The sequence below is a fragment of the Sphingomonas sp. BL-S-30 genome, assembly GCF_055521475.1.
In genome coordinates, this window is record NZ_CM145481.1 from 2,671,009 (window position 1) to 2,693,306 (window position 22,298).

General features: G+C 65.3%; 19 protein-coding genes, 1 tRNA gene and 1 pseudogene. 6 read left to right on the plus strand and 15 right to left on the minus strand.

All coding sequences use genetic code 11. The annotated features are described in order from the left end of the window. Nucleotides 1–197 precede the first annotated feature (197 nt). Together ACZ1I5_RS12410 and ACZ1I5_RS12415 are read left to right on the plus strand one after the other, a co-directional pair. A complete protein-coding gene (locus tag ACZ1I5_RS12410) occupies nucleotides 198–2,555 on the plus strand; it encodes a putative bifunctional diguanylate cyclase/phosphodiesterase (protein WP_465169558.1) in 2,358 nt (785 codons plus the stop codon). 45 nt (nucleotides 2,556–2,600) lie between these two features. Next, nucleotides 2,601–2,677: transfer RNA gene (locus ACZ1I5_RS12415), tRNA-Trp, on the plus strand. A 567-nt stretch (nucleotides 2,678–3,244) separates the two neighbouring features. Here the strand turns inward: ACZ1I5_RS12415 and ACZ1I5_RS12420 are convergent. The 14 genes and pseudogenes from ACZ1I5_RS12420 to ACZ1I5_RS12485 form a co-directional block, all read right to left on the minus strand. Continuing rightward, nucleotides 3,245–4,216, minus strand: a pseudogene (locus ACZ1I5_RS12420) (recombinase family protein); the annotation flags it as partial. Between the two features lie 94 nt (nucleotides 4,217–4,310). After that, a complete protein-coding gene (locus tag ACZ1I5_RS12425) occupies nucleotides 4,311–4,556 on the minus strand; it encodes a hypothetical protein (protein ID WP_465169559.1) in 246 nt (81 codons plus the stop codon). A gap of 34 nt (nucleotides 4,557–4,590) precedes the next feature. Beyond that, nucleotides 4,591–4,818, minus strand: a complete 228-nt coding sequence (locus tag ACZ1I5_RS12430; protein ID WP_465169560.1) for a DUF2274 domain-containing protein — start codon at nucleotides 4,816–4,818, stop codon at nucleotides 4,591–4,593. 9 nt (nucleotides 4,819–4,827) lie between these two features. After that, a complete protein-coding gene (locus tag ACZ1I5_RS12435) occupies nucleotides 4,828–6,042 on the minus strand; it encodes a TraB/TrbI/VirB10 family type IV secretion system protein (RefSeq protein ID WP_465169561.1) in 1,215 nt (404 codons plus the stop codon). Next, the gene (gene trbG / locus ACZ1I5_RS12440) at nucleotides 6,039–6,968 is read right to left on the minus strand and encodes a P-type conjugative transfer protein TrbG (RefSeq protein ID WP_465169562.1); all 930 of its coding nucleotides are present in this window, start codon (nucleotides 6,966–6,968) and stop codon (nucleotides 6,039–6,041) included. Before trbG ends, ACZ1I5_RS12435 begins: the two co-directional genes overlap by 4 nt. Next, nucleotides 6,965–7,765, minus strand: a complete 801-nt coding sequence (trbF, locus tag ACZ1I5_RS12445) for a conjugal transfer protein TrbF (RefSeq protein WP_465173960.1) — start codon at nucleotides 7,763–7,765, stop codon at nucleotides 6,965–6,967. The genes trbG and trbF overlap by 4 nt, the downstream gene beginning before the upstream one ends. Next, on the minus strand, nucleotides 7,765–9,069 hold the full coding sequence (gene trbL / locus ACZ1I5_RS12450) for a P-type conjugative transfer protein TrbL (protein WP_465169563.1): 1,305 nt from the start codon (nucleotides 9,067–9,069) through the stop codon (nucleotides 7,765–7,767). Before trbL ends, trbF begins: the two co-directional genes overlap by 1 nt. A gap of 122 nt (nucleotides 9,070–9,191) precedes the next feature. Further along, nucleotides 9,192–9,941, minus strand: a complete 750-nt coding sequence (gene trbJ / locus ACZ1I5_RS12455; protein WP_465169564.1) for a P-type conjugative transfer protein TrbJ — start codon at nucleotides 9,939–9,941, stop codon at nucleotides 9,192–9,194. 4 nt (nucleotides 9,942–9,945) lie between these two features. Then, a complete protein-coding gene (trbE, locus tag ACZ1I5_RS12460; protein ID WP_465169565.1) occupies nucleotides 9,946–12,384 on the minus strand; it encodes a conjugal transfer protein TrbE in 2,439 nt (812 codons plus the stop codon). Next, nucleotides 12,378–12,650 carry a VirB3 family type IV secretion system protein gene (locus tag ACZ1I5_RS12465; RefSeq protein ID WP_465169566.1) on the minus strand — a complete coding sequence of 91 codons (273 nt, stop codon included), beginning with the start codon at nucleotides 12,648–12,650 and terminating at the stop codon, nucleotides 12,378–12,380. The genes trbE and ACZ1I5_RS12465 overlap by 7 nt, the downstream gene beginning before the upstream one ends. After that, entirely contained in the window at nucleotides 12,647–12,988 is a 342-nt protein-coding gene (locus ACZ1I5_RS12470) for a TrbC/VirB2 family type IV secretion system protein (protein WP_465169567.1), read from the minus strand. Before ACZ1I5_RS12470 ends, ACZ1I5_RS12465 begins: the two co-directional genes overlap by 4 nt. Next, the gene (trbB, locus tag ACZ1I5_RS12475) at nucleotides 12,985–13,971 is read right to left on the minus strand and encodes a P-type conjugative transfer ATPase TrbB (RefSeq protein WP_465169568.1); all 987 of its coding nucleotides are present in this window, start codon (nucleotides 13,969–13,971) and stop codon (nucleotides 12,985–12,987) included. The genes ACZ1I5_RS12470 and trbB overlap by 4 nt, the downstream gene beginning before the upstream one ends. Next, nucleotides 13,968–14,369: a CopG family transcriptional regulator gene (locus ACZ1I5_RS12480; protein WP_465169569.1), complete on the minus strand. Its 402-nt coding sequence runs from the start codon at nucleotides 14,367–14,369 to the stop codon at nucleotides 13,968–13,970. The genes trbB and ACZ1I5_RS12480 overlap by 4 nt, the downstream gene beginning before the upstream one ends. Before the next feature lie 2 nt (nucleotides 14,370–14,371). After that, nucleotides 14,372–16,399, minus strand: coding sequence for a conjugal transfer protein TraG (locus ACZ1I5_RS12485; RefSeq protein ID WP_465169570.1), 2,028 nt, complete (start codon nucleotides 16,397–16,399; stop codon nucleotides 14,372–14,374). Between the two features lie 343 nt (nucleotides 16,400–16,742). Here ACZ1I5_RS12485 and ACZ1I5_RS12490 point away from each other — a divergent pair, with 343 nt between their 5' ends. From ACZ1I5_RS12490 to ACZ1I5_RS12505, 4 genes are all read left to right on the plus strand, one after another. Further along, complete coding sequence (locus tag ACZ1I5_RS12490) at nucleotides 16,743–18,095, plus strand: ATP-binding protein (RefSeq protein WP_465169571.1); 1,353 nt, start codon at nucleotides 16,743–16,745, stop codon at nucleotides 18,093–18,095. Continuing rightward, entirely contained in the window at nucleotides 18,092–18,757 is a 666-nt protein-coding gene (locus ACZ1I5_RS12495; protein ID WP_465169572.1) for a response regulator, read from the plus strand. The genes ACZ1I5_RS12490 and ACZ1I5_RS12495 overlap by 4 nt, the downstream gene beginning before the upstream one ends. Before the next feature lie 76 nt (nucleotides 18,758–18,833). After that, entirely contained in the window at nucleotides 18,834–19,943 is a 1,110-nt protein-coding gene (locus ACZ1I5_RS12500) for a S41 family peptidase (protein ID WP_465169573.1), read from the plus strand. A gap of 393 nt (nucleotides 19,944–20,336) precedes the next feature. After that, nucleotides 20,337–21,155: an alpha/beta hydrolase gene (locus tag ACZ1I5_RS12505; protein WP_465169574.1), complete on the plus strand. Its 819-nt coding sequence runs from the start codon at nucleotides 20,337–20,339 to the stop codon at nucleotides 21,153–21,155. Nucleotides 21,156–21,499: 344 nt separating this feature from the next. On the opposite strand, the gene ACZ1I5_RS12510 is transcribed toward ACZ1I5_RS12505, so the two are convergent. After that, nucleotides 21,500–21,907, minus strand: coding sequence for a response regulator (locus ACZ1I5_RS12510; protein ID WP_465169575.1), 408 nt, complete (start codon nucleotides 21,905–21,907; stop codon nucleotides 21,500–21,502). Between the last annotated feature and the right edge of the window lie 391 nt (nucleotides 21,908–22,298).

The following is a 22,298-nucleotide window of genomic DNA, read 5'->3' on the forward strand; positions in this document are numbered from 1 at the left end:
GTTACAATTGTGCAACACAGTCCCGCTATGCCCGCGCTAGAACCGTACGCCGGACCTGGAGAAGTAATCGTGACCGCCCTTCGGCAGGTGTTGCGGCAGTGGCCCGCATATGGACACGACATCGTACGAAAATAAAACCTCCGAATCGGTTCCTCGCCTAACCATCCGCTAACCAACGCTGGTGTAGCGATAGCGGCGTGAGCACTCGTCCCGCCTCCCAATTCGCCCGCCCGCGTATCGATGGCCGCGCGCTGCTCGGCCTGTACGACCCGGCCGACACCACTGATTGGGCGCCGATTCGTGCCGCCCAGGTCAATGCGGGCAGCAAGCTCGCCCTGTTCCTGCTGGCGGCCAATGTGGTCGGCGCGATGCTGGTCGCCATGGTGCTCCAGCCGATCGCGCCGCTCTGGGCGCTGGCGAGCTGGGGCGCCGCGGTGGCGACGGTCGCCGTGACCATCACGTTCCGCCGCCTTTCCTTCCGTCATCGCACCGCGCAGACCGCGACGTTGCGCGACGTCCGCCATACCGTGATCGAAGGGATCGCGCTGGCCACGGTCTGGTCAGTGCCGCCTTTGGTCTTCGGCATCAGCGCTGACCCGACGACCGCCTTCGGCCTGTGGATCGTCGTCGCGCTGCTGATGACGGCATCGGCCGTGGCCATGGCGGCCCTGCCCATGGCGACGCTCAGCTTCCTCGGCATCCTGGGCGCCGCCGTCGCGGTGATGCTCTATTTCGTCGGCGGATCGCTGTTCGCCTCGACCGCGATCGTCTTTACCGTGCTGCTGATGCTGGTTTGTTTCGGGCGCGGCAAGGCGCTGGTCGTGATCCGCGCGGGCGAGATCGCGCTGGCCGAGCGCGACGAGACCGTCAGCCTGCTGCTCCGCGAGTTCGCCGAGCATAGCGCCGACTGGCTATGGGAGACCGATGCCAATCGCCGCATCGTCCGCGCCTCGCCCCGCTTCGCGCATTCGGTCGGGCTTGATCCCCTCTCGGTCAACGGGATGCCGTTCCTCCAGGTGCTGGCCGGCTCCGCCTGGGAGTCCGGCAATTTCTCCGCCGGCCTGCGCACGCTGGCAGCGAAGCTGAAGGGTCGCGAAAGCTTCCGCGACCTGCTGCTGCCGGTCGAGGTCAATGGCGAGGAACGCTGGTGGGAGATCGCCGCCAATCCCCGGCTGGACGATCACGGCGCCTTTATCGGCTTCCGCGGCGTCGGCTCCGACGTCACCGAGCAGCGCGCCTCGGCCGACAAGATCAACCGCATGGCGCGTTTCGACACGCTGACCGGCCTGCCCAATCGCCTGCTGGTCAACGAGGCTCTCGTCCACGCCCTGGCCGATGCGGAGAAATGGGGCAGCCGCTGCGCCTTCATGATGATCGATCTCGATCGCTTCAAGGCCGTCAACGACACACTCGGCCATCCGATCGGCGACCGCCTGCTCGGCCGGGTCTCCGAACGGCTGAGCCAGTTGATGACCGACAACGAGGTGGTCGGGCGCCTGGGTGGCGACGAATTCGCCGTCGTCGTGCGCGACGCCGGCGATTCGGCCCGCATCGAGCAGCTGGCCCACACCATCATCGAAGTATTGTCGCGCCCCTATGAGCTCGACCAGCATACGCTGTACACGGGCGCCAGCGTTGGTGTGGCGACCGGTCCGCGCGATGGTCGCAACGCCGAAATGCTGATCCGTTCCGCCGACCTCGCGCTGTACCGCTCCAAGGATGCCGGCGGCGGAGTCGTGCGCATCTACGAGCCGCAACTGCATGTCGAGGCGGAGGAACGCCGGGTCCTCGAAGTGGCACTGCGCAAGGCCGTGCAGAATGACGAGATGCACCTGAACTACCAGCCGGTGGTCGATGCCATAACGGGCGCGCTGACCGGATTCGAGGCTCTGTTGCGCTGGACTCATCCGCAGTTCGGCACGGTCTCGCCCGTGAAGTTCATCCCGCTCGCTGAAGACGCCCGGCTGATCGCCCCGATCGGCGAGTGGGTGCTGCGCACCGCCTGCGAGGAAGCAGCGCGCTGGAAATCGCCGGTGCGCGTGGCGGTGAACGTCTCGCCCGACCAGCTCCACAACCCCGCCTTCGTCTCGATCGTCGCCTCGGCGCTGGCCAATAGCGGCCTGACGCCGGAACGGCTCGAGCTGGAGGTGACCGAAAGCGTGTTCATGCGCGAGGGCACTGGCGCGACCAAGGTGCTGGAACGCATCATGGATCTGGGCGTGCGGCTCAGCCTCGACGATTTCGGGACGGGCTATTCCTCGCTCGGCTATCTCAGCCGCACCAAATTCTCCTCGATCAAGATCGACCGCAGCTTCGTGCAGGGCGCCTCGCGGAAAGTGCCCGAGGCGATCGCGATCATCCGTGCCGTCGTCGCGCTCGCGCAAAGCCTGGGCATGGCAACCACCGCGGAAGGCGTCGAGACCGAACAGGAACACCGCATGGTGCAGGATCTCGGCTGCACCAGGGTCCAGGGTTATTATTTCGGACGCCCGCTGCCGGTCGAGGAAGCGCGCGCGGTTGCCGATCGCGACTGGGGCGCGTCAGCGGCCGCCTGAGCGCTTGCCCCCCGCCCAACGTCACGCTAAAGCCCGCATCCGCACAGGGGTGTAGCTCAGTTGGTTAGAGCGTCGGTCTCCAAAACCGAAGGCCCTCGGTTCGAGTCCGAGCTCCCCTGCCATTTCGCACTTTCGCAGTTTTTGCCCTTCTGAGCCCTTCCGTCCCGTCTCGCCTGGGGGAGGTTTTCCATAAGGATATCAAAGGGCTTACGGTACGCGGCGGAAAGCTTTCGATCCCGAAACGAACAGTTCGAAAGTACCACGGAAAGCACGTGTTTTTTGACCGGTAGTTCGGCATCCAAGAACCGACGCTTCGAATCGCGGGCGATCGTCAGAAGAGCGATGCCGTCATCCATATGACTGAGATCAGCATCGTGGCAGAGTTCCAGTTCGCGCGATACTCGGCGCTCCTGCTCCCGAAATTGCGCCGTTAGCGCGTTGAAGATCGAATCGTCGATCTTGTCATCGATGTTATCAATGTAGATCTGCTTCATGCGATCCCGCAGCCTCTCACGCTCCTTCTGAAGCCGCGTGACCGCAGCGTCGTGGTCTTTCTGCATCACCGACAGGCTCTCTCGAAGTGCGTGGGTCAGCCACTGGAACATCTCGCTGGAGATGGAGATGCGGTCGAGCATCTCGCCGAACTGCTCGAGCAACACCTCCTCGCGCACATAGGGCTCGGCACATTTCACCTTCGCGTGACTGCAACGGTAATAGACATATTTCTCCTTCTTGATGTCCCCCACCAACGCGCAACCGCAATGCCCGCAAGCGATCATACCTGTGAACAGGAAGTCCTTCTCGACGCCTCGGACACGAGCGGTGTGACGACCATCGAGCACGCCCTGGACTCGCTCCCAGGTTTCGACCGAAACCAGCGGTTCGTGTGAGCCCTGATAGCGTTTGCCGATCCACTCGAACTCGCCGGTATAGATGCGCGAACGAAGGATTTTGTGAACGCTGCTCAAGCTGATCGGCTTTACGCTACCCCTGAACGTCATGCCTTCGGAACGTGCGCGGGCCGCCGCCTGCTTAAGCGAATACATGCCCGTCGAGTACCATTCGAAGAGGCGCGTCACGTGGGCGCCGCTATCCGGATCAACCTCAATGACGCGCTTGCCGTTCGGCCCGATGACATTGCGATAACCGGTGGGTGCGGCCGAGGGCCAAATCCCCTGCTCCGCCTTCTCCAGCATACCCTTGCGGACCTCTTCGGAGAGATTGTCGATATAGTTCTTCGCCATCAGCACCTTGATGCCGTGCAGAAACTTCTCCGAGGATCGCGAGTCCGGAGCGAGAACGATATTCTCCTTCACAAAGTGGATGCTGAGATCGAGCTCGTCGACAGTCACCCAGTCCCGCAGGTTTCGGTACAGCCGATCGGTTTTCTCGACCAAGACCGTGTCCACGGCGGGATGGCTTCGCAGGTAGGCGACCATCTCGCCGAAGTGAGTCCTGCCGCTGGTCTTGGCAGTTTCGATGTCGATATATTCGCGGACGATCTGAAGGCCGGCGTCCTCCGCGTAGGCCTTGAGGAGCTTGACCTGAGAATCGATCGAAAAGCCCTCTCGTTCCTGCTCCTTGGACGATACCCGTGCATAAAGAACCGCACGTTGTGACTTTCGCGCGGGCTGGCGACGATCCGATCTAGGCCTGTTCATATACGCTCTCTCGCTGACATTTCGTCAGCCGCGCATCACAGAAGAACCAGCTGACTAACACCAGTCTGACGACCGATCCTCCGATAGCAACCCGTCAAGAGCGAGACGCATCCGAATTGGACAATGATCCAGCCGGAACACGATCCGGAGGACTGAGATCCAGCAGCACGGCTGCAAATGTCGTCATGTTGCTGATAATCTCCCGGGCGTCCGCCTCGGTCAGAGGCGCATCATAGTAAGGCTGCCAGACCCTGATCGTCTCTTCGACAAGCTCCCGCGAGTACCGACGCACCGAGCCAGACAGCGGACGCGCCGCATGGTCCGCGGGGATCGCGTCCATCCGATTCCGACATGATCGCTGGTGTTTCATGATATCAGCCTGGTGCCGGAGGAGTCCGCCTACGCTTGTTGAATTCGCGATCACCCTCCAGGAATGCAGCCAGCATCGCCGGTGCAAGTTCGGACACCGCCTCCTCCTTGCCGTAGGCCTCAGCGTACAGCGCCGCGTACTCCGTCAATGCCTGATGGAGTTCCGGTGTGAGGGAGATAGCCAGCCTGACCGGTGTGCGATCAGGTAGTTTGCCTAGTTTCAGCTCAGCCACCGGGCCCTCCTATTCGCGCCACGGCGCGAGGATCAGATCCTTGTGAACTACAAGGCGTATCATGGCTCCTGGGCGGATCGTGATTGTCGGCTGGATATTGAGGTTGCGTTGGGTGATCTGGTCACCTGCGCGCGAGACGTTGTCCTGGGTCGAACGTCGCAGTGCCTGGACGAGATCGCCGTCACCGGTGAACGCCATCTCCGACCCGACACCCAACAGCGTCGAGAGCACCACGCCCTTGAGCAGGGTCCAGGTATGGAAATCCACCCTGTCTTGCAGTCCAGCATACCCCGATGGATCGGTCGCGGGGACATTGTCGATCCGAAGCGAGCTTCCATCCGGAAGCATGATGCGCTGCCAGACGACCAACGCCCGCTTTTGGCCGAATGCGACGACGCTATCGTAGCTCCCGACGAGACGGGCACCCTGTGGGATCAGAAGGAGGCGGCCGGTCGGGCTGTCATAGACACGCTCGGTCACCTGCGCGGTTACCAGCCCAGGCAAGTCAGAGCGAAGGCCGGTGATGAGACTGGCAGCAATGACGCTCCCGGCGGAAAGCACATAGGGCGAGGGGGCGCCTTCGAGCCGATGCGGGTTGATGTCCGCGCGCGGGTCAAGCACGCCCATGAAGTCGCTCTTGCGTTGCTGAGCGTTCGGATCACGAGCCGGATCGATCGCAATCTTTCCCGCATCGGATGCGGGCGCGGCCACGCCCGTCGCCGGTGGCGTTTGCATCGGCGATTGCCCCTCGGTCGTGATTGCGGTGCCGACTTTGCTTGAGACGATGACGGCCGATTCCAGCGCAGCCTTACGTTCGGCAACTCGTCGAGATCGCTCAGCCTGTTCGGCCTGGACACCGGCATCCGGGCCACTTGGTCTAGTCTCGACCGCCATCGCACGCTGATGTTCGAGGATCGGCCTGCCGAGATCGCCCGGAAGCGGCGGGCCGAGTCTCGGGGCATCGCCATAGCTTGCGGGAACGCCGCTCAGCGCTTCGGCTGCTGGCCGGGTGCTCGGCTGCGACAGGTCCTCCTGGCTGGCGGCATGCCGGAACACCTGCGGCTTCAGCGCGACCCAGGCGACCGTCACCAGGCTCACCGATCCCAGAGCGGCGATGCCTATGATGACACCGCGCCGGAAGCGGATGGCGCGTTGCGGCTTCGCCCGGATCACCAGTGTTTCTGGATCGACCTTGGGCAGCGGGGCAGAGACCACTTCGGTCACGACTTCTTCCCCTTGCGCGGAGCGGGCTCGGCAACGCGGCTGATGCGCACGACCTGCTGCTTCTTCGTGCCGAGCCGGAGCTCGGCATTGTCGAAGATGCGGTCGACGACATAGAAGCGGCCGCGCACGCGATAATTGACGAGTTCGGCTTCGCCCGTGATGCCGATGACGAACAGCGGCGGCGCCTCACCCACTGTCAGCGTCTCCGGAAACTCGACAAAGGTCTGGCGGCCGTCGTCGAACGCCCGGACCGGTTTCCAAGCGGGGTGGTCCCCGCTGACGGCATAGTTGAACCGGAGATTCTCCACCGTCAGGCCCTGCGCCACGGGGGCGGCAACCTCGGCTGCGGCGGCGGCGCGGCGCACCGCGATCAGGGCATCGGCGGGATAGCTCCAGGACAAGGCGGCCAAAGCGGTCCGGGCGGTCGCGTTGAGCTGGAGATGATAGCTGCGCCGGTCGGTGGTGATGACGAGATTGGTGGCAAGGCCAGATGCGAATGGCTTGACGAGCACGTGGGTTCGCTTGTCCGGGCCGCTTCCGCTGCTGGTATCGCCGATGACCCAGCGGACGGTGTCGCCCGCGGCCACCGCCACCAGATTCTCGCCCGGCTGCAGGGCGATGTCGGTGACGACGCCCGGTGTGGTGAACACCTGGTAGATCGCGCCCTCGCTGAAAGGATAGATCTGAGCCGCGTTGATGAACCCTTCCGACGCCGGCGCGCGAGTTGCGTCGCGGTTCGCAGCGGCTACGCGTGCGACCGCGGGAGCAACCCTCGGCTTGCGGTGGCGAGCGCTCTGGTGACGCGGGCCGGCTACAACTTTCTGGGGCGAAGCGATCGACGCGACGGGTCTAGACGGCGTTGATGTTTGGGCGCTCGCGGTGACGATGCACAGCGCGACCATCGACGCTGCAATGAAGAGCTTCATGGCTGGATCTCCGTTGGGGACTGTGAGGTGTTCGCGAGGCTGGGATCTAGGGGTGAGCCCAGCGGCAGGTTCGCGGGCGCCGCGACGGCTGGCCGGGCGGCGGCAGGTGTCGTCGGCTCCAGCTCGCGACTCCAGTCGATCGCGTCGACATAGATCCCCAACGGATTCTTGCGCAGCGTGTCCGCGGAAGCGGGGAGCTTGCGCACGACAGTGACGATCGCCGTCCAGCGAGAGGCGCCGACCTGCGACCCACGCTCGAAGGCGGTCTCAGTCCATTTTACCTGGAACGACCGTTCCGAGGCTCGAACGACGCTGGTCACCTGCACCGACACGGTCCGCTCGCCGATGCGCGCAAAGGGATTTGCGGCGCGCGCATAATCGCCGAGGAACTGCGCGCCGCGCCTGGTCGCGAAGTCATAGGCCTCGAGCCATCCGCGCCGCATCAGCACGGGGTCCAGCGAGATCGAGCGAATGTCGGTGATGAACCGGGAGAGGTGCCAGGCAATCTGCGGATCGGACGGTTCGAAGGCAGCTTCGGCCGGGGTCACCGCCCTCGCCTCGCCCAGCTGGTCGACCTCGACCACATAGGGTGTCACTCGGCTCTGCATCGATTGCCAGATCAGCCCGCCCGACAGGCTGCAAGCCAGGCCGAAACAGCCGAATGCCATGAGCCGCCAGTTGCGCGCCTGGACGCGCGCAGAGCCGATCCGCTCGTCCCATTGCTGACCGGCCCGTTGGTAGGGCGTTTCCGGCTCGGGGGTACGCCCGTAGCGCTGGACGCTTCGCTTGAAGATCATCATTCGTCCCTTTCCTTGATGTCGGGGGTGGCGGAAGCGCCGCCGCGATCGCCCTGCTGGAGCGCGTGGGCAGCGACCTGACGGTGATGACGGCCGGTCTGCTCGGCGCGCATCGCCTTCGCCCAGGCCGGCGCGCCGTCACCTTCCTGTCCCTGCGGGGCCGAGCCGCCTTGGCCAGAGCGATTGAGGGCGTTCCAGGCGGCGGTTCGCCCGCTGCTCGCGGCCTCGCCGAGACCGAGCGCGCTGGAAGCGCGATCACGCATCGCATTGCCGGCAGCCTGGGCGACGCCGCCGAGTCCCGCGCCGACGGTGGGGGTCGCGGCAGTCTCCTTGCCGAGCGTGTACGCAGTGGATGCAGCCGACCCCATCGACGTGCCGGCACGGATGGCGCCGAGCGCGCCGCCACCGATCGCGCGCGCCGTTCCCATGGCCGCACCGCCCGCAAGCATCGTGACGCCGGCTGCCCCGGCGACCGTCCCGAGCGCTGCGCCCGCCCCGAGTTGGGGTGCGCCCGAGACGAGCCCGGAAGCAATGCCGGGGCCGAAGATACCAAGCCCGAACAGGGTCAGCGATGCGAGCATCAAGCTGAGGGCCTGGCCGATATCTGGTTCCTGGCCCTCGAGCGCGCTGGTGAAGTCGGCGAAGAAATTGGAGCCGATGCCGACGATGACGGCGAGCACCATGACCTTGATGCCGGAGGACACGACGTTCCCGAGCACGCGCTCGGCGAGGAAGCTGGTCCGGTTCCACAGTGCGAACGGCACGAGGATGAACCCGGCAAGCGACGTCAGCTTGAACTCGATGATCGTCACGAACATCTGCACCGCGAGGATGAAGAAGGTCAGGATCACGATCGCCCAGGCGAACAGCAGCACCGCGATCGTCAGGAAATTCTCGAAGAAGCTGACGAAGCCCATCAGTTCCGAAACCTGCTCGAGCAGCGGCCATGCGGCGGAGAACCCGGTTCCAGCGAGGCGCCCGGGCTTGAGCAGGTCGGCCGCCGACAAGGTGCCCCCGCCCGCGGTCAGTCCTGCCTGAGCGAAGGAACGGAAGATGATGTCGGCAAGCGTCGAGAAGCTGTTCAGGATGAACGCGAACGCGCCGATATAGAGGATCTTCTTGATGAAGCGGCCGAGCACATTGTCATCGCCGCCCAGCGCCCAGAACAGCCCCGCCAGGGTGATGTCGATGCCGATCAGCGTCGCCGTCAGAAACCCGACGTCCGGCCCCAGCAAGCCGAACCCGCTGTCGATGTAGCGGATGAAGTCCTGCATGAAGCGGTCGATGACGTTGAGGTCGTTCACGGGCGTCGACTTTCGCTTCGCTTGAGAGGGTGCCGCGAGGCGTGGCGTTTGGGGGGGAGCTGACCACCACGCCCCGCGGCGACGGAGGCGGCAAGGCAGCGCCACCGTCGTTCGGTTGCGGCCTATCGGGGGGTGTAGGCCGCGCCGGACCCGAGGAACTTCCTGGTGGCTGCGCGACCGTCGATCTCAGCTTGGGCGCGGCGCGCCTCCTCGGTCGCCTGTGCGCGGTATTGCGCGGCCATCAGGTTCTGGATCTGGAACTGCTGCTTCGCACTCAGCGCGAGAAGCTGGTTGGTCGCCTGGCCGACCTGCAACGCGCCTTCGGCACCTTGGCTGTTGCCGACCAGATCGCTGAGCGTCAGGGCATCGGCCTGGACATTGGTCACCACCTGCGCCTGGATGCTCATTGCCTGGCGGAATGATCCCATTGATGCGTCGAGACGCGCCTTCGCGGCGACGACCCGCCCGTCGCGGTTCAACGCCGCGTCGAATTCCTGGGGGAACAGCTTGCGATACTGCTCGTCGATCCCGTCGATGCGAAAACCGATGCCCTGCGCCTGCCCCATCAACCGATCGATCTGCTGCAGGGTCTGGGTGATCTGCTGAAGCTGGGGAAAATCGATACGGGCCAGGTTCTTCGCCTGGTTGAGCAGCATCGTCGCTTCGTTCTGCAGCGACTGGATCTGGTTGTTGATCTGCTGAAGCGACCGCGCCGCGGTCAGCAGCGTCTGCGAATAATTGGTCGGATCGAACACCGTGAGCTGCGCCCGCGCGGGCGTGCAGGTGAACAAGGCCATGCCGAGCGATCCTGCCGAGCAGAGCCCGAGCAGGGCCGCGGTCAGCGTCTTCCTGGCGGAGAAGCGGGTACGCATTTAATTACTCCTGGATCTGGGCGGCGGGGAAATCCGCAAGCAGCGCCGCCGCCCAATCGAGACCGGCACTGCTGAGGAAAGCGGGGGTAAATTCGGAGGCGCCGTGCTCGGCGAGCAAGGCGTCGATCCGCTGCTGCGTCGCGGGATCGGAGGCACCACAAAGCGCGAGCGCGATCGGACCGAGGCCGAGTTCGAACAGGCGATTGCCGCGGGCGGACTGGAGGTAATATTGCCGCTTCGGCGTTGCCCGGCTGATCAGTTCGATCTGGCGATCGTTGAGACCGAAGCGCGCATAGGCATCCCGCCCCTGCGGCTCGATCGCGCGATCGTTGGGTAGGAGGATGCGCTGCGGACAGCTTTCGATGATCGCGGGTGCGATCGAACTCGACGCGATGTCCGCAAGGCTCTGCGTGGCGAACAGCACAGCGACATTCTTCTTGCGAAGCACCTTCAGCCACTCGCGGATGCGTGCCGCGAACAGGGGATGATCGAGGAAGATCCAGGCCTCGTCGAGCACGAGCAGCGTCGGTCGTCCATCGAACCGTTCCTCGAGCCGATGGAAGAGATAGGTGAGCACCGGCGCGACCACTCCTGCCTGGCCCATCAGCGCCTCGGTCTCGAAACACTGCACGTCTTCAAATGCGAGGGGCGGCTCGGCCGCATCGAGGAGCCGGCCATATGGGCCGTCCAGGGTGTAGGCGCCGAGCGCGACCCGCAGTACGTTGGATTGCAGCAGGAGCGCCAGGCCGGTCAGTGTCCGTTCTTCGGGCGGCGCGGATGCCAGGCTACCGAGCGCCGACCAGAGCGCATCCTTGACGGCCGGCGTAACCGCGACCTTCTCATGCTCCAGAAGTGCCGCCACCCATTCCGCGGCCCAGCTCCGCTCGGTCGCATCATCGATCCGGCGAAGTGGCTGGAAGGCCAGCGTCCTGCCGGCATCGGCACCGAGACCGAGCGCATGGTGCGCCCCGCCCATCGCCAGCACCGCGGCACGCGCCGAGAAACCCTTGTCGAAGATAAAGACTTGCGCGCCGACGTAGCGCCGGAACTGGAGGGCAATCAGGGCGAGCAGCACCGACTTGCCCGCGCCGGTTGGCCCGACGACCAGCATGTGCCCGACATCGCCGACATGGGTAGACAGGCGGAACGGCGTCGATCCGGCAGTGCCGGCATGGAGCAGCGGCGGCCCATCGAGATGCGCATTGCATGCAGGCCCCGCCCAGACGCTCGATAGCGGCATGAGGTGCGCCAGGTTCAGGGTATGAACCAAGGGCTGCCGTACATTCGCGTAGGCGTGCCCGGGCAACGACGACAGCCACGCCTCGACCGCGTTCACGCCTTCGCGAATCGTCGTGAAGCCCAATCCGTTGACGATCCGCTCGACGTGCCGGACCTTGTCCTCGACCTTCGCGCGGTCCGGGTCGGTCACGGTGATCGTCGAGGTCAGATAGCCGAAGGCGACATGATCGCCGCCCAGCGCCTGGAGGGCGAGGTCGGCATCGACGACCTTGTTGTCCGCGTCGCTGTCGAGCAGCTGGACCGGCTGGTTGTAGATCACCTCGCGCAGCAGCGCGGTGATCGACTTGCGCTTGTTGAACCATTGGCGCCGGAGCTTGGTCAGCACCTTGGTCGCGTCGCTCTTGTCGAGCGCGATGAAGCGCGTGACCCAGCGGTACGCGAAATCCTGATGATTGAGCGCGTCGAGGATTCCGGGACGGCTCATGCCCGGAAATCCGAGAATGGTCAGGGTACGGACATGTCGGTCGCCAAGCATCGGCTCGAGACCGCCGACCAGCGGCGTGTCTGCGAGCAGCGCATCGAGATAGATCGGCGTCTCGGGCGGCAGCACAGGATGGCGGCGCGCCGAAATCGCGCCGTGCAGGAAGGTCAGCGTCTCGGCGTCGTCGAGCGCGCGCACCTCCGGCATGAACCCGCTGAAGAGATCGAGTGCGCGGTCGGTCTCGGCCACGAAACCGGCGAGACTGCCGCGCCAGTCCCTTCCCTTCTCGGCCTCTGGCCGGTCGACAAGCGAGCGCCCCGCCGCATCGGCGCTGTCCACCGGCGGCAGCCAGGTCAGGGTCAGATGGTAGATGCTCTCGAAATGCTCGCCCTCGGCAAGAAACCCCGCGCGCCTTTCCCGATCGACCAGCCAGGAAGCGGGATCTGGAAACACGCTGTCCGGATAGGCTACGGCCTCGCGGCGCTCGGCTTCGAAAAACAGGGCCCAGCCGGTACCGAAGCGCTTGAGGACATTGTTCGCCCGAGCGCATGCCGAAAGCAGTTCGCCTTCGGTCGCCGATTCCAGATCGGGGCCGCGGAACCTGAGCGTCCGCTGGAAGCTGCCGTCCTTGTTCAGCACGATGCCCGGCGCGACCAGGGCCGCCCATGGCAGGTGATCGGCGAGCCGGTCGGCGCGGTTGCGGTATTCGGACAGGTTCAGCACCTGAAATGCCCTTTCTGGCGGAGATGGCGAACCAGCACCGGCGCAAAATTGGGATCGCGCCGGGCGGCGAAGACGGCGAGGCTGTGCCCCGCCGCCCAGAGCACGAAGCCGGCGATCCATTGCTGGAGGCCGAGCCCCACAGCGGCAGCGACGGTGCCGTTGACGATGGCGATCGCCCGCGGCGCGCCGCCCAGCAGGATCGGCGATCCGAGGCTGGCGTGGATCGGCGCTTCGAACCCTTCGATATGGCCGCCATGCCCGGTCACGAGATCAGCGCCCCGCCGCCGAACGAGAAGAAGGAGAGGAAGAAGCTCGATGCGGCGAAGGCGATCGACAGGCCGAAGACGATCTGGATGAGCTTGCGAAAGCCGCCCGCGGTCTCGCCGAATGCGAGCGTCAGGCCGGTCACGATGATGATCATCACCGCCACGATCTTGGCGACCGGTCCCTGGACGGACTCGAGCACCTGCTGAAGCGGCTGCTCCCACGGCATGCCGGACCCGGCCGCATCGGCATTGCCGGCGATGGTGAGAGCCAGGCCCAGCGCGGCGCCGACGAGGAAGGTTGCTCCGCGGTTGGAGGTACGTGAGAGGCGCATGTTCATTCTCCTTTGGGATTGGCGAGACTGTGGAGGTCGATGAGGCCGTAATTCCCGTCGGGATCGAGGCCGGCGACGCGGGCGATCGTCTCGATGCGGCGATCGACGCCGCGGCCGGCGATGAAGACGACGAGGTCGATCGCTTCGGCGATCAGCCGCCGGGGCACCGTGACGACGGCTTCCTGTACGAGCTGCTCGATGCGGAAGAGCGCGGACGCGGCGCTGTTGGCATGGACGGTCGCGATGCCGCCGGGGTGTCCGGTGTTCCAGGCTTTCAGCATGTCGAGCGCCTCAGGCCCGCGAACTTCGCCGACGATGATACGGTCCGGGCGCAGCCTGAGCGTGGAACGGACCAGATCGGCCATGGTGACGAAACCGGGTCGGGTGCGTAGCGCGACCGTGTCCGGTGCCGGGCTTTGGAGTTCGCGCGTGTCCTCGATCAGGATCACCCGCTCGTCGATCCACGCCATTTCGGCGAGAAGCGCATTGGCCAGCGTCGTCTTCCCCGAGCTGGTGCCGCCGGCGATCAGGATGTTGAAGCGCTGGACGACCGCCGCCTTCAACCGATCCGCGGCAGCATGGTGCATCAGGCCATCGCTCACATAGTCGTCGAGGCTGTAGAGACGCGTCGCCGGCTTGCGGATCGAGAAGCACGGCCCGGTCGCGACGGGCGGCAGGACCCCCTCGAACCGCTCGCCCGCGCGCCCCTCGAGATGCGGCGGCAGCTCGGCCGACACGATCGGAGCTTCGCCATGAACCTCGGCGCGCGCATGGCTCGCCACCAGCCGGATGATGCGCTCGATCTGTTCGGCCTCGAGCCGTATTTCGGTATCGACCCTGCCCTCGCCGAGAATGTCGACGCGAAGCGCGCCGTCGGGATTGACCATGATCTCGATCACACGATCGTCTGCCATCGCCGCGGCAATCGCCGGCCCCATCGCCGTGCGCAGCATCGCCCGGCGGCGGTCGGCGGTCACCGCGCCGCTCATCGGTCTGCCGCCTGAGCGTCGATCGTCCGACGGCCAGCGGCGATCTGTCGTCCGACCTGGGCGACGAACGCCTCGAAGCGATCCCGGGCGATCGCCCGCCCCGCAGCGTCGTTCTCGGCCAGGGGCGCCTGGATCGCGAGTTCATACCGAATGAACAGCGCCAGCGTCTCGAGCAGGACATGATTGTCCCGCTCGATCCGGCCGAGCGATGCCGTGAAGCGATCAAGCCGCAGCCCGAACCGGTCCTCCAGTTCGGAGCGACCGCGGCGGTCCAGCCAGGCGGTCACCGCGTCGGCGAGGATCGCGGACTTGGACGCGCCCGGCTTCGCGGCGAGCACTTCAAGCCGGTCGCTGACCGACTTCGGGAGGAAGAGCTGGTGGCGGACCTTCACGACCATCCTCACAGATCCAGCTGCAGGTCGTTGGCGTGCCCGCCGGCCGCGTCGATCGCATAGACAGTCCGGGCAGTGCCGAGAGCGCGCGCCTGGTCCATCGCCCGCTTGTCGCCGGCCGCATCGCCCTCGTCGTCGCCGAGACCGAGCGGGTCGGCGATCGTGGGTTCGGGCTCCACGGGCTTCTCGACCTCGTGCGCTGGATGCCGCGCCTGCTCAAGTCCGCCGCTGCTGCGTTCGCTGTTCTGCTCGTCGGCCGCACTCAGCCTGGTATCGACCCCGCGAACGACGCCCTGCCAGTCGTCGCGGCGCGCGGCGGGACGGTCGGCATAGGCCCCCATCATCAACAAGGGCGGCGGAACGACGCGCGCGGTAAAGCTGCCGTCCTCGAAATAGCGCAGCTTCTTCGCGCGGATCGGTGGGGTTCCGGCGATCAGGATGAGTTCGTCGGTCGGCGGCAGCTGCATGACCTCTCCGGGGGTCAGCAGCGCGCGGGCAGTCTCCTGGCGGCTGACCATGACATGGGCGAGCCAGGGCGCGAGCCGGTGTCCCGCATAGTTGCGCATGCTGCGCTGCTCGGTGGCCGTTCCAAGCGCATCGGAGATTCGTTTGGCCGTCCGTTCGTCATTGGTCGCGAACGCGATGCGAACATGGCAGTTATCGAGGATCGAGTTGTGGTCGCCGTAAGCCTTCTCGATCTGGTTGAGGCTCTGGGCGATCAGGAAGGCGCGGACACCGTACCCGGCCATGAAGGCGAGGCTCGTCTCGAAGAAGTCCAGCCGGCCGAGTGCCGGAAACTCGTCCAGCATCATCAGCAGCCTGTGCCGACCGCCTGGGCTTTGCGCGTGGAGATGCTCGGTGAGCCGGCGGCCGATCTGATTGAGCACGAGTCGCACGAGCGGCTTGGTGCGGCTGATGTCGGACGGCGGCACCACGAGGTACAGCGAGACCGGCGACTTGCCCTCGACCAGATCGGCAATCCGCCAATCGGATCTACAGGTGACCTCGGCCACGGTCGGATCGCGATAGAGGCCGAGGAACGACATTGCCGTCGAGAGCACGCCGGAGCGTTCGTTCTCGGATTTGTTGAGGACTTCGCGCGCGGCGGAGGCGACGACGGGGTGGACCTGCGGCGCGTCGGGCGTGCCCAGATGATTGGTCGTCATCATCCGGCGAAGCGTCGCGGTGAACGGCCGCTGCGGATCGGAGAGGAAGGTGGCGACGCGCGCGAGGGTCTTCTCCTCCTCGGCATAAAGGATATGGAGGATGGTCCCGACCAGGAGCGAGTGGCTCGTCTTCTCCCAATGGCTGCGACGCTCCAGCGCTCCCTCCGGGTCAACCAGGACGTCGGCGATGTTCTGGACATCGCGGACTTCCTCGGCGCCGCGGCGAACCTCAAGCAGCGGATTGTAGCGCGCCGAGCGGGCATCGGTCGGATTGAAAAGAAGGCAGTGCGAGAACCGCGCGCGCCAGCCGGCGGTCAGCTGCCAGTTCTCGCCCTTGATGTCGTGAACGACGGCCGAGCCGGTCCACCCAAGCAAGGTCGGCACGACAAGCCCCACGCCCTTGCCCGAGCGGGTCGGCGCGAAGGCCATGACATGCTCGGGTCCGTCATGACGAAGATAGTCGGCGCCGGTCCGGCCGAGGAAGACACCGGCGGGATTGAGCAGACCGGCGCGGCGGATTTCGGCGTTACTGGCCCATCGCGCCGAGCCATAGGTGGTGATGTTGCGGCGCTGACGCGCACGCCAGAGCGAGCCGAAAACCGCCGCCCCACAGCCGGCAAAGCCGCTCGCTGCCGCGATCCCGCCGGCCCGGTCGAACACTTCGGGTGCATAGGCGTCGAAATGATACCACCATTCGAACAGCGCCCAGGGCTGATAGAAGGGGCGGCCGAACGCGTGGAACCACGGCGGGCCGAGCTCCGGCTGGTAGGCAAGCTGCGCCGCCGCCCACTGGGTTGCCAGCCAGATGCCGCCGATGACGATCGCGAACACGACGGCGATCTGGCCGATGAGAAGCTTGGTCGGGGTCACTTGGCTCTCCGACCGCGAACACGTGTCCGCGGGCGGGAGCTAAATTTCACATCACGACATCCAGGGGGACTAGCCCAGTCGCGTCAGTGCTCGTCAGATCTCGCCAAGCATGGGAGGAACGGCCGGAATTGGGCCGCTAGCCGATAGGCCGCTTTCGGCTCTGAAGCGGCGAGAGCTGTCATTCGGTTCAGCAGCGCTACAGTCGCTCGCATCGCCTGGCGCTGGCTATCGGGTCGAAACATCAGCACAATGCGCCTCGATCGATGCCAGCCAATCCTAACGGGTGCAGATAAGCGTGAAATTCGGGATTGGTCCTCGCCTGTTCGTTGCGACCTTGCTCTGTTTGGGCGCGCTCGGGGGCGCGACGATTCTCACCGTCCGATGGAGCCTGCTCCGCGACCAGTCGCCGCCATCCCGGGCGATCGACGCCGACAGCCGCGGCCTGATCGACGCACTGCAAGCCACCTTCAAAGATCATGGCAACTGGGCATTCCTGCCGTCCGATGCGCAGGACCGCCGCCGCTGGCTTCGCACCCTGTGGATTCAAACGCTGAGCGCCGACAACGGCACGTCCGTGGTGACAATTGGCACGTACGGCGACCGGATCGGGCTGGTCGACATAGGCGGCCGTCTCCTCAGCGGCGTCTCGCCCGGCCCGGTCCTGCGCGCGTTCGGCTCGATTGATACGCGATCCATGTCCTTGACGGTGGAGGGCCGGCGCGTGGGCTATCTCGTCGTCGCCGGTGCGGACAATGCCGAGGATACGCTGGCGGTGGCATTCCTGCTTCAGCAAGGCGGTCGGATCGCCGCCATCGGCACCGGCGCCGGGGTGCTTGCCCTCGCGCTCGCGGTCTTGCTGGCAGCGCATTTCCGCCGGCCGATCGCCAAGCTGGTGGCGGGGGCGCGGATGCTGGAGGACGGCCGCTACGACATGCGGGTGGACGCCAGCCGCGGCGACGAACTGGGCGTGCTGGCGGGCACCTTTAATCACCTTGCAGCCCGCCTCGAGATCAGCCAAGCGGCGCGGCGGCAGTGGGTCGCGGACACGTCGCACGAACTGCGCACGCCGCTTGCCGTGCTGCGCGCCCAGATCGAGAGCCTGCAGGACGGCATTCGCATGGCCACCCCGGACAATCTCGGGCTGATGCTGACCCATGTCGGATCGCTGACCCGGCGCGTCGACGATCTCTATCTTCTCGCACAGGCGGACATGGCTGAGTTGCGGTATGACACGCAGCCCGTCGCACTGTGGCCGGCGATCGAAGGCGTCGCCGACAGTTTCCAGGATCGCGCGGCCGCCGCCGGCCTGTCGATCACGCGCGATGCGGCGCCGCCACGCTCGACGGTGCTGTGCGATGCCGAGCGGATGCGGCAGGTGCTGGTCAATCTGATCGAGAATGCGGTGCGGTATACCGATGCCGGGGGAAGCATTCACCTCGGCGGCGCGATCGAGGGTGGCGCGCTGGTGTTCACCATCGACGATTCGGCGCCGGGTGTTCCCGAAGCGTTGCTGGACCGGCTCGGCGAGCGCTTCTTCCGCACCGATCAGTCCCGCGCCGGCGGCCACGGCGGCGCGGGTCTCGGGCTGGCGCTGGCGCGGCGCATCGTCGAGGCACAAAGCGGGCGGATCACCTTCGCCGCCTCCGATCTGGGCGGGCTGCACGTGCGCATCGTGCTTACGCTGGTGGCCGCATGAGCGGCACGATCCTGATCGTCGAGGACGAACCCGATCTGGCCGCGCTGATCGCCGAATATGTGCGCGCGGCCGGCTATGAAGCGCAGGTGATGCCGGACGGCAAGGCGGCGCTGGCCCACATTCGGCAACAGCTTCCGCGCTTGATCGTGCTCGACCTGACGCTCCCCGGACTCGACGGCATCGCGCTGTGCCGCGCGGTTCGCGAACGATCCGACGTGCCGATCATCATGGTGACGGCGCGGGTCGAGGAGATCGACCGGTTGCTCGGGCTGGAGACCGGCGCCGACGACTATCTGTGCAAGCCGTTCAGTCCGCGCGAGCTGGTTGCGCGGATCAAGACGGTGCTGCGCAGGACCTCGGGCGAGCGCGACGATACACCGCGCATCCATATCGACGCGGAGAAGCAGACGATCCGCGTCGGATCGCGCCTGCTCGATTTCACCCCGACCGAATACCGCCTGTTCGCGGCGATGGCGCAGCGGCCGGGCATGATCCATTCGCGCGCGCGCCTGCTCGACGTGGCGGGGGTGGACAATTTCGATGTGACCGACCGGGCGATCGACAGCCATATCAAGAATCTGCGCCGCAAGCTCGCTTTGTTGCTTCCCGATGCCGACATCATCCAGTCGGTGTACGGCGTCGGCTATCGCGTCGAGCTCTAGCCCGCATCCATAGTCCCTCCACACTCGGCTCCTAGCCCCGCCGCAGGCAATCGGCGGAAAAGGCAGGCAAATGAGCATGAAGCGCAAGTGGAAGAAGGCATTGGTGATTTCGGCTGTGGTGATCGGCACGTTCGGTGTCGGCGGCGGGATCGCCGGGTTTACCGCCTATGAGATGGGTTGGGGTCCGTTCGCACCGCTCCAGGCCGACATGAGGATCGATGCGGCGATGCGGAATGCGGTGATCGAGGGCGCGATCGCAGATATCGAGCATTATTATGTCTTCGCCGACAAGGCGCCCGGGATCGCCAAGCACCTGCGCGAGATGCTCCAGCGGGGCGATTTCGATGCGATCACCAGCGCCGAGAAACTGGCGGCGTCGCTAAGCGACGTGCTGCAACAGGAGACCGGCGACCCGCATTTCGCGCTGCGCTATTTCGAGAAGCCGATCGCCGAATTGCCGCCGGGCGAGGACCAAACCCCCACGGAAAAGATCGAGGAAGCAAGCAACCAGAAGCGCCTAAACTACGGCGTTCGCACGGTGCAGCGGCTCAAGTCGAACATCGGCTATCTTGATCTCCATGCCTTTAGCCGGCCGGGTCCTTCGGCGGCGAAGCTCGCCGGGGCGATGGCGGTGCTCAGCGATACCCGGGCGCTAATCATCGACCTGCGCGAATGCGGCGGCGGCGATCCCGAAACGGTGATGCTGCTGGCGAGTTATTTCTTCAAGGTGCCGACGCATCTCAACGATATCCAGTGGCGCGAAGGCAATCGTATCGAGCAGCGCTGGACGCAGCCCGCCGCTGCAGGACTCAATTATGGATCGAGGCGCAAACTCTATGTGCTGACCGGGGCGGAGACCTTCTCGGCCTGCGAGGACTTCGCCTATGCGCTAAAATCGAACCGGCGCGCGACGATCGTCGGCACTCCGACCCAGGGCGGCGGCGCGCATCCCGGACAGCCGCGGCGGATCAACGCGCACTTCATGATCTTCGTGCCGACCGGCCGGGCGATCAATCCGGTGACGCACACCAATTGGCAGGCGACCGGCGTGTTACCCGATTTGCCCTCGTCCGAAGACCGCGCGCTCAACGTCGCGCAGATCGAGGTAAATAAGGAAGTGATGGCCACCGATCCCGACCCGCGCGCGCGGCAGGCGGCGAAGGACCAGATCGCCGAGCTCGACTAGGGGAGAGCAGCCATTCGATGATGAACGGGCGGCGGCTATCGGGAGGTGCGCTCATCGGCCTGAACGACAGAAACTGGGGGCATTCCAGACCGGTAGCTGTGGGCCGGGAGCGGATTGATGGGTCTGGGATCACATTCTATTCCCCGCCGCAGCCTCTCGCGACGCGATAGCCGCATTTCGAGCTTTGACACTCAGGATCGTGCCGCTGATTATGGTCGCGGACGAGGAGAGGGATTGCCCATGTTGAACCGCCGTGAAGCGCTGATGGCAGGATTGGCGACGACCTTGCTCAGTCCGGGAGCGCGTGCGGAACAGCGAACTGGATCCTGGCCCGCATATCCGGCCGAAGAGATCGACCTTTGGCCGGTTATGCCGCCCGGCGCGCCCGCCGTCATGCCAATAGAGCAAGTCATAGAGACGGGCACGGAGGCCCATCATGGCCGGATGGTCAAGGGCATTGCCCGTCCGCGCATGAAGGCGTTCCGGCCTGCGAAGCCGAACGGCGCGGCCCTGCTGGTGACCCCGGGCGGCGGCTATTCGGTGATCGTAATCGATGTCGAAGGGTATCAGATCGGACCTTGGCTCGCCGAACGCGGCTGGACCGTCTTCGTCCTGTATTATCGCCTGCCAGGAGAAGGTTGGGCAAATCGCGCGGATGTGCCTCTGGTCGATGCGCAGCGCGCCACGCGGCTGATCCGATCGCGCGCCGCGCATTATGGCTTCGATCCCGAAAAGGTTGGAGCGATGGGCTTTTCCGCAGGGGGCCATGTCTGTGGCGATCTCGCCACGCGGTACGATGCGAAGGTCTATGATCCAATCGACGCCGTGGACCGGCTGAGTGCGCGGCCAGCGATTGCCGCTCCGATCTATGCCGTCCAGTCGATGAGCGCGCCGCTCGCCCATGGCGGGTCGCGCGAGATGCTGCTGGGGCTAAACGCGTCCCCCGAGATGCAGCGCGCGCACAGCCCCGCCCGCAACGTAGCTGCCGGCACGCCGCCGGTCTTCATGGCCCATGCCGAGGACGATACGGTGGTCTCGGTCGAGAACAGCGTCGAGATGCGCGCTGCCTTGAAAGCCGCAGGCGTTAAGGTGGAGACCCATCTGTTCACCGCCGGCCAACATGGCCTTGGCTTGCCGGGCCCGGCGGGAGAGCCAGCACGGCATTGGAGGGAAATGTTCGCTGCCTGGGCAAAGGCCCAGGGGCTCGGCTGACGGTCGGCGGAGCATGTAATCGTCGGCTGAGCCCCCCAGTACTCCAAACCGTCGTTCGGTGGAGCGTCGCGAGACGACCTCTTTGTCACCACGTCAGTCGATCCGGGCAAGCAGTGGAGCATAATGACGAAGGACGGCTTCCCGGATCGACAAGGGCAGCAAACGGCGACACTCAGGGCGCGTTGCTGACCGATAGCTTCGCGACCGCGAAGACCCAGTTTCGGACGTTCAGCGGCGCGGTACGACGTTCCCGAACCGGACATCCGTTCATCTCAAAGGTATCGCCGCTTTCGTGCGAGGCGACTGCCTGAATGTCAGCGATTTGGTGGAAGCAACAAGTTGCCTTACTCGTCGGCAGGACTGGCCTGCGCCGGGAATACGTCAGCTACGTTCAGCAACGTGGACACTGCCGTAATCATTTGCGCGGTCGCAAATGGCTTCTGCAACAAAGTGCTGTTCGGCACCCCTTCTGCTGCCCAATCAGCGGCGCTGTTACCGGTCATGTATACGACAGCAAGCTTGGGGAAAAGATGGCGAGCGTGGCGCGCGACTTCCCATCCGTTGCCTCCAGAACCAAGCTGGATGTCCGTTATGACCCCGAATAATTGCTCGCCACCCTCAATCGCCTGCATCGCTTCCGCGGCACTGCCCGCCTCGATCAGCCTGTAACCGCCGTCTTCGAGCGCCGCAGCCAATGCAGTTCGGATGACCGGCTCATCCTCCACAAGCAGGAGAAGCGGAAGATTGTCCATGAGCGTTCCCCGGGGCGCGAGCGGAATTTTTACCTTCCTTCCCCAACGGCAGCCCAGCCGAGAGAATTACCTCTTCTAACGGACACCAACGCAGAAAGTGCCGCAGTGGCCTTAATTGATGTCGCCCAGCGGCGTAAGGCCGTTCGATTATTCGCTCATCCCGCCTAGTTGTTTCGTCTCGGCACGTGCATGTCAGCCTCTGAACCTTAGCCACCCGCCGTTTGCGGCTCCAACGAGCGGATATTAAGACCGGCGAGTCCGTGCCCCGGAACCGGACCTTGATACAGGAACTTCTCTTCGTCTTACACTGCGCCGGAACCAGCGGGGCCACTTTAAGGGTAAGCATCTCGATGCGGTCGTTTGCTACGGGCGTCACCCCGCGCCGGAGTCG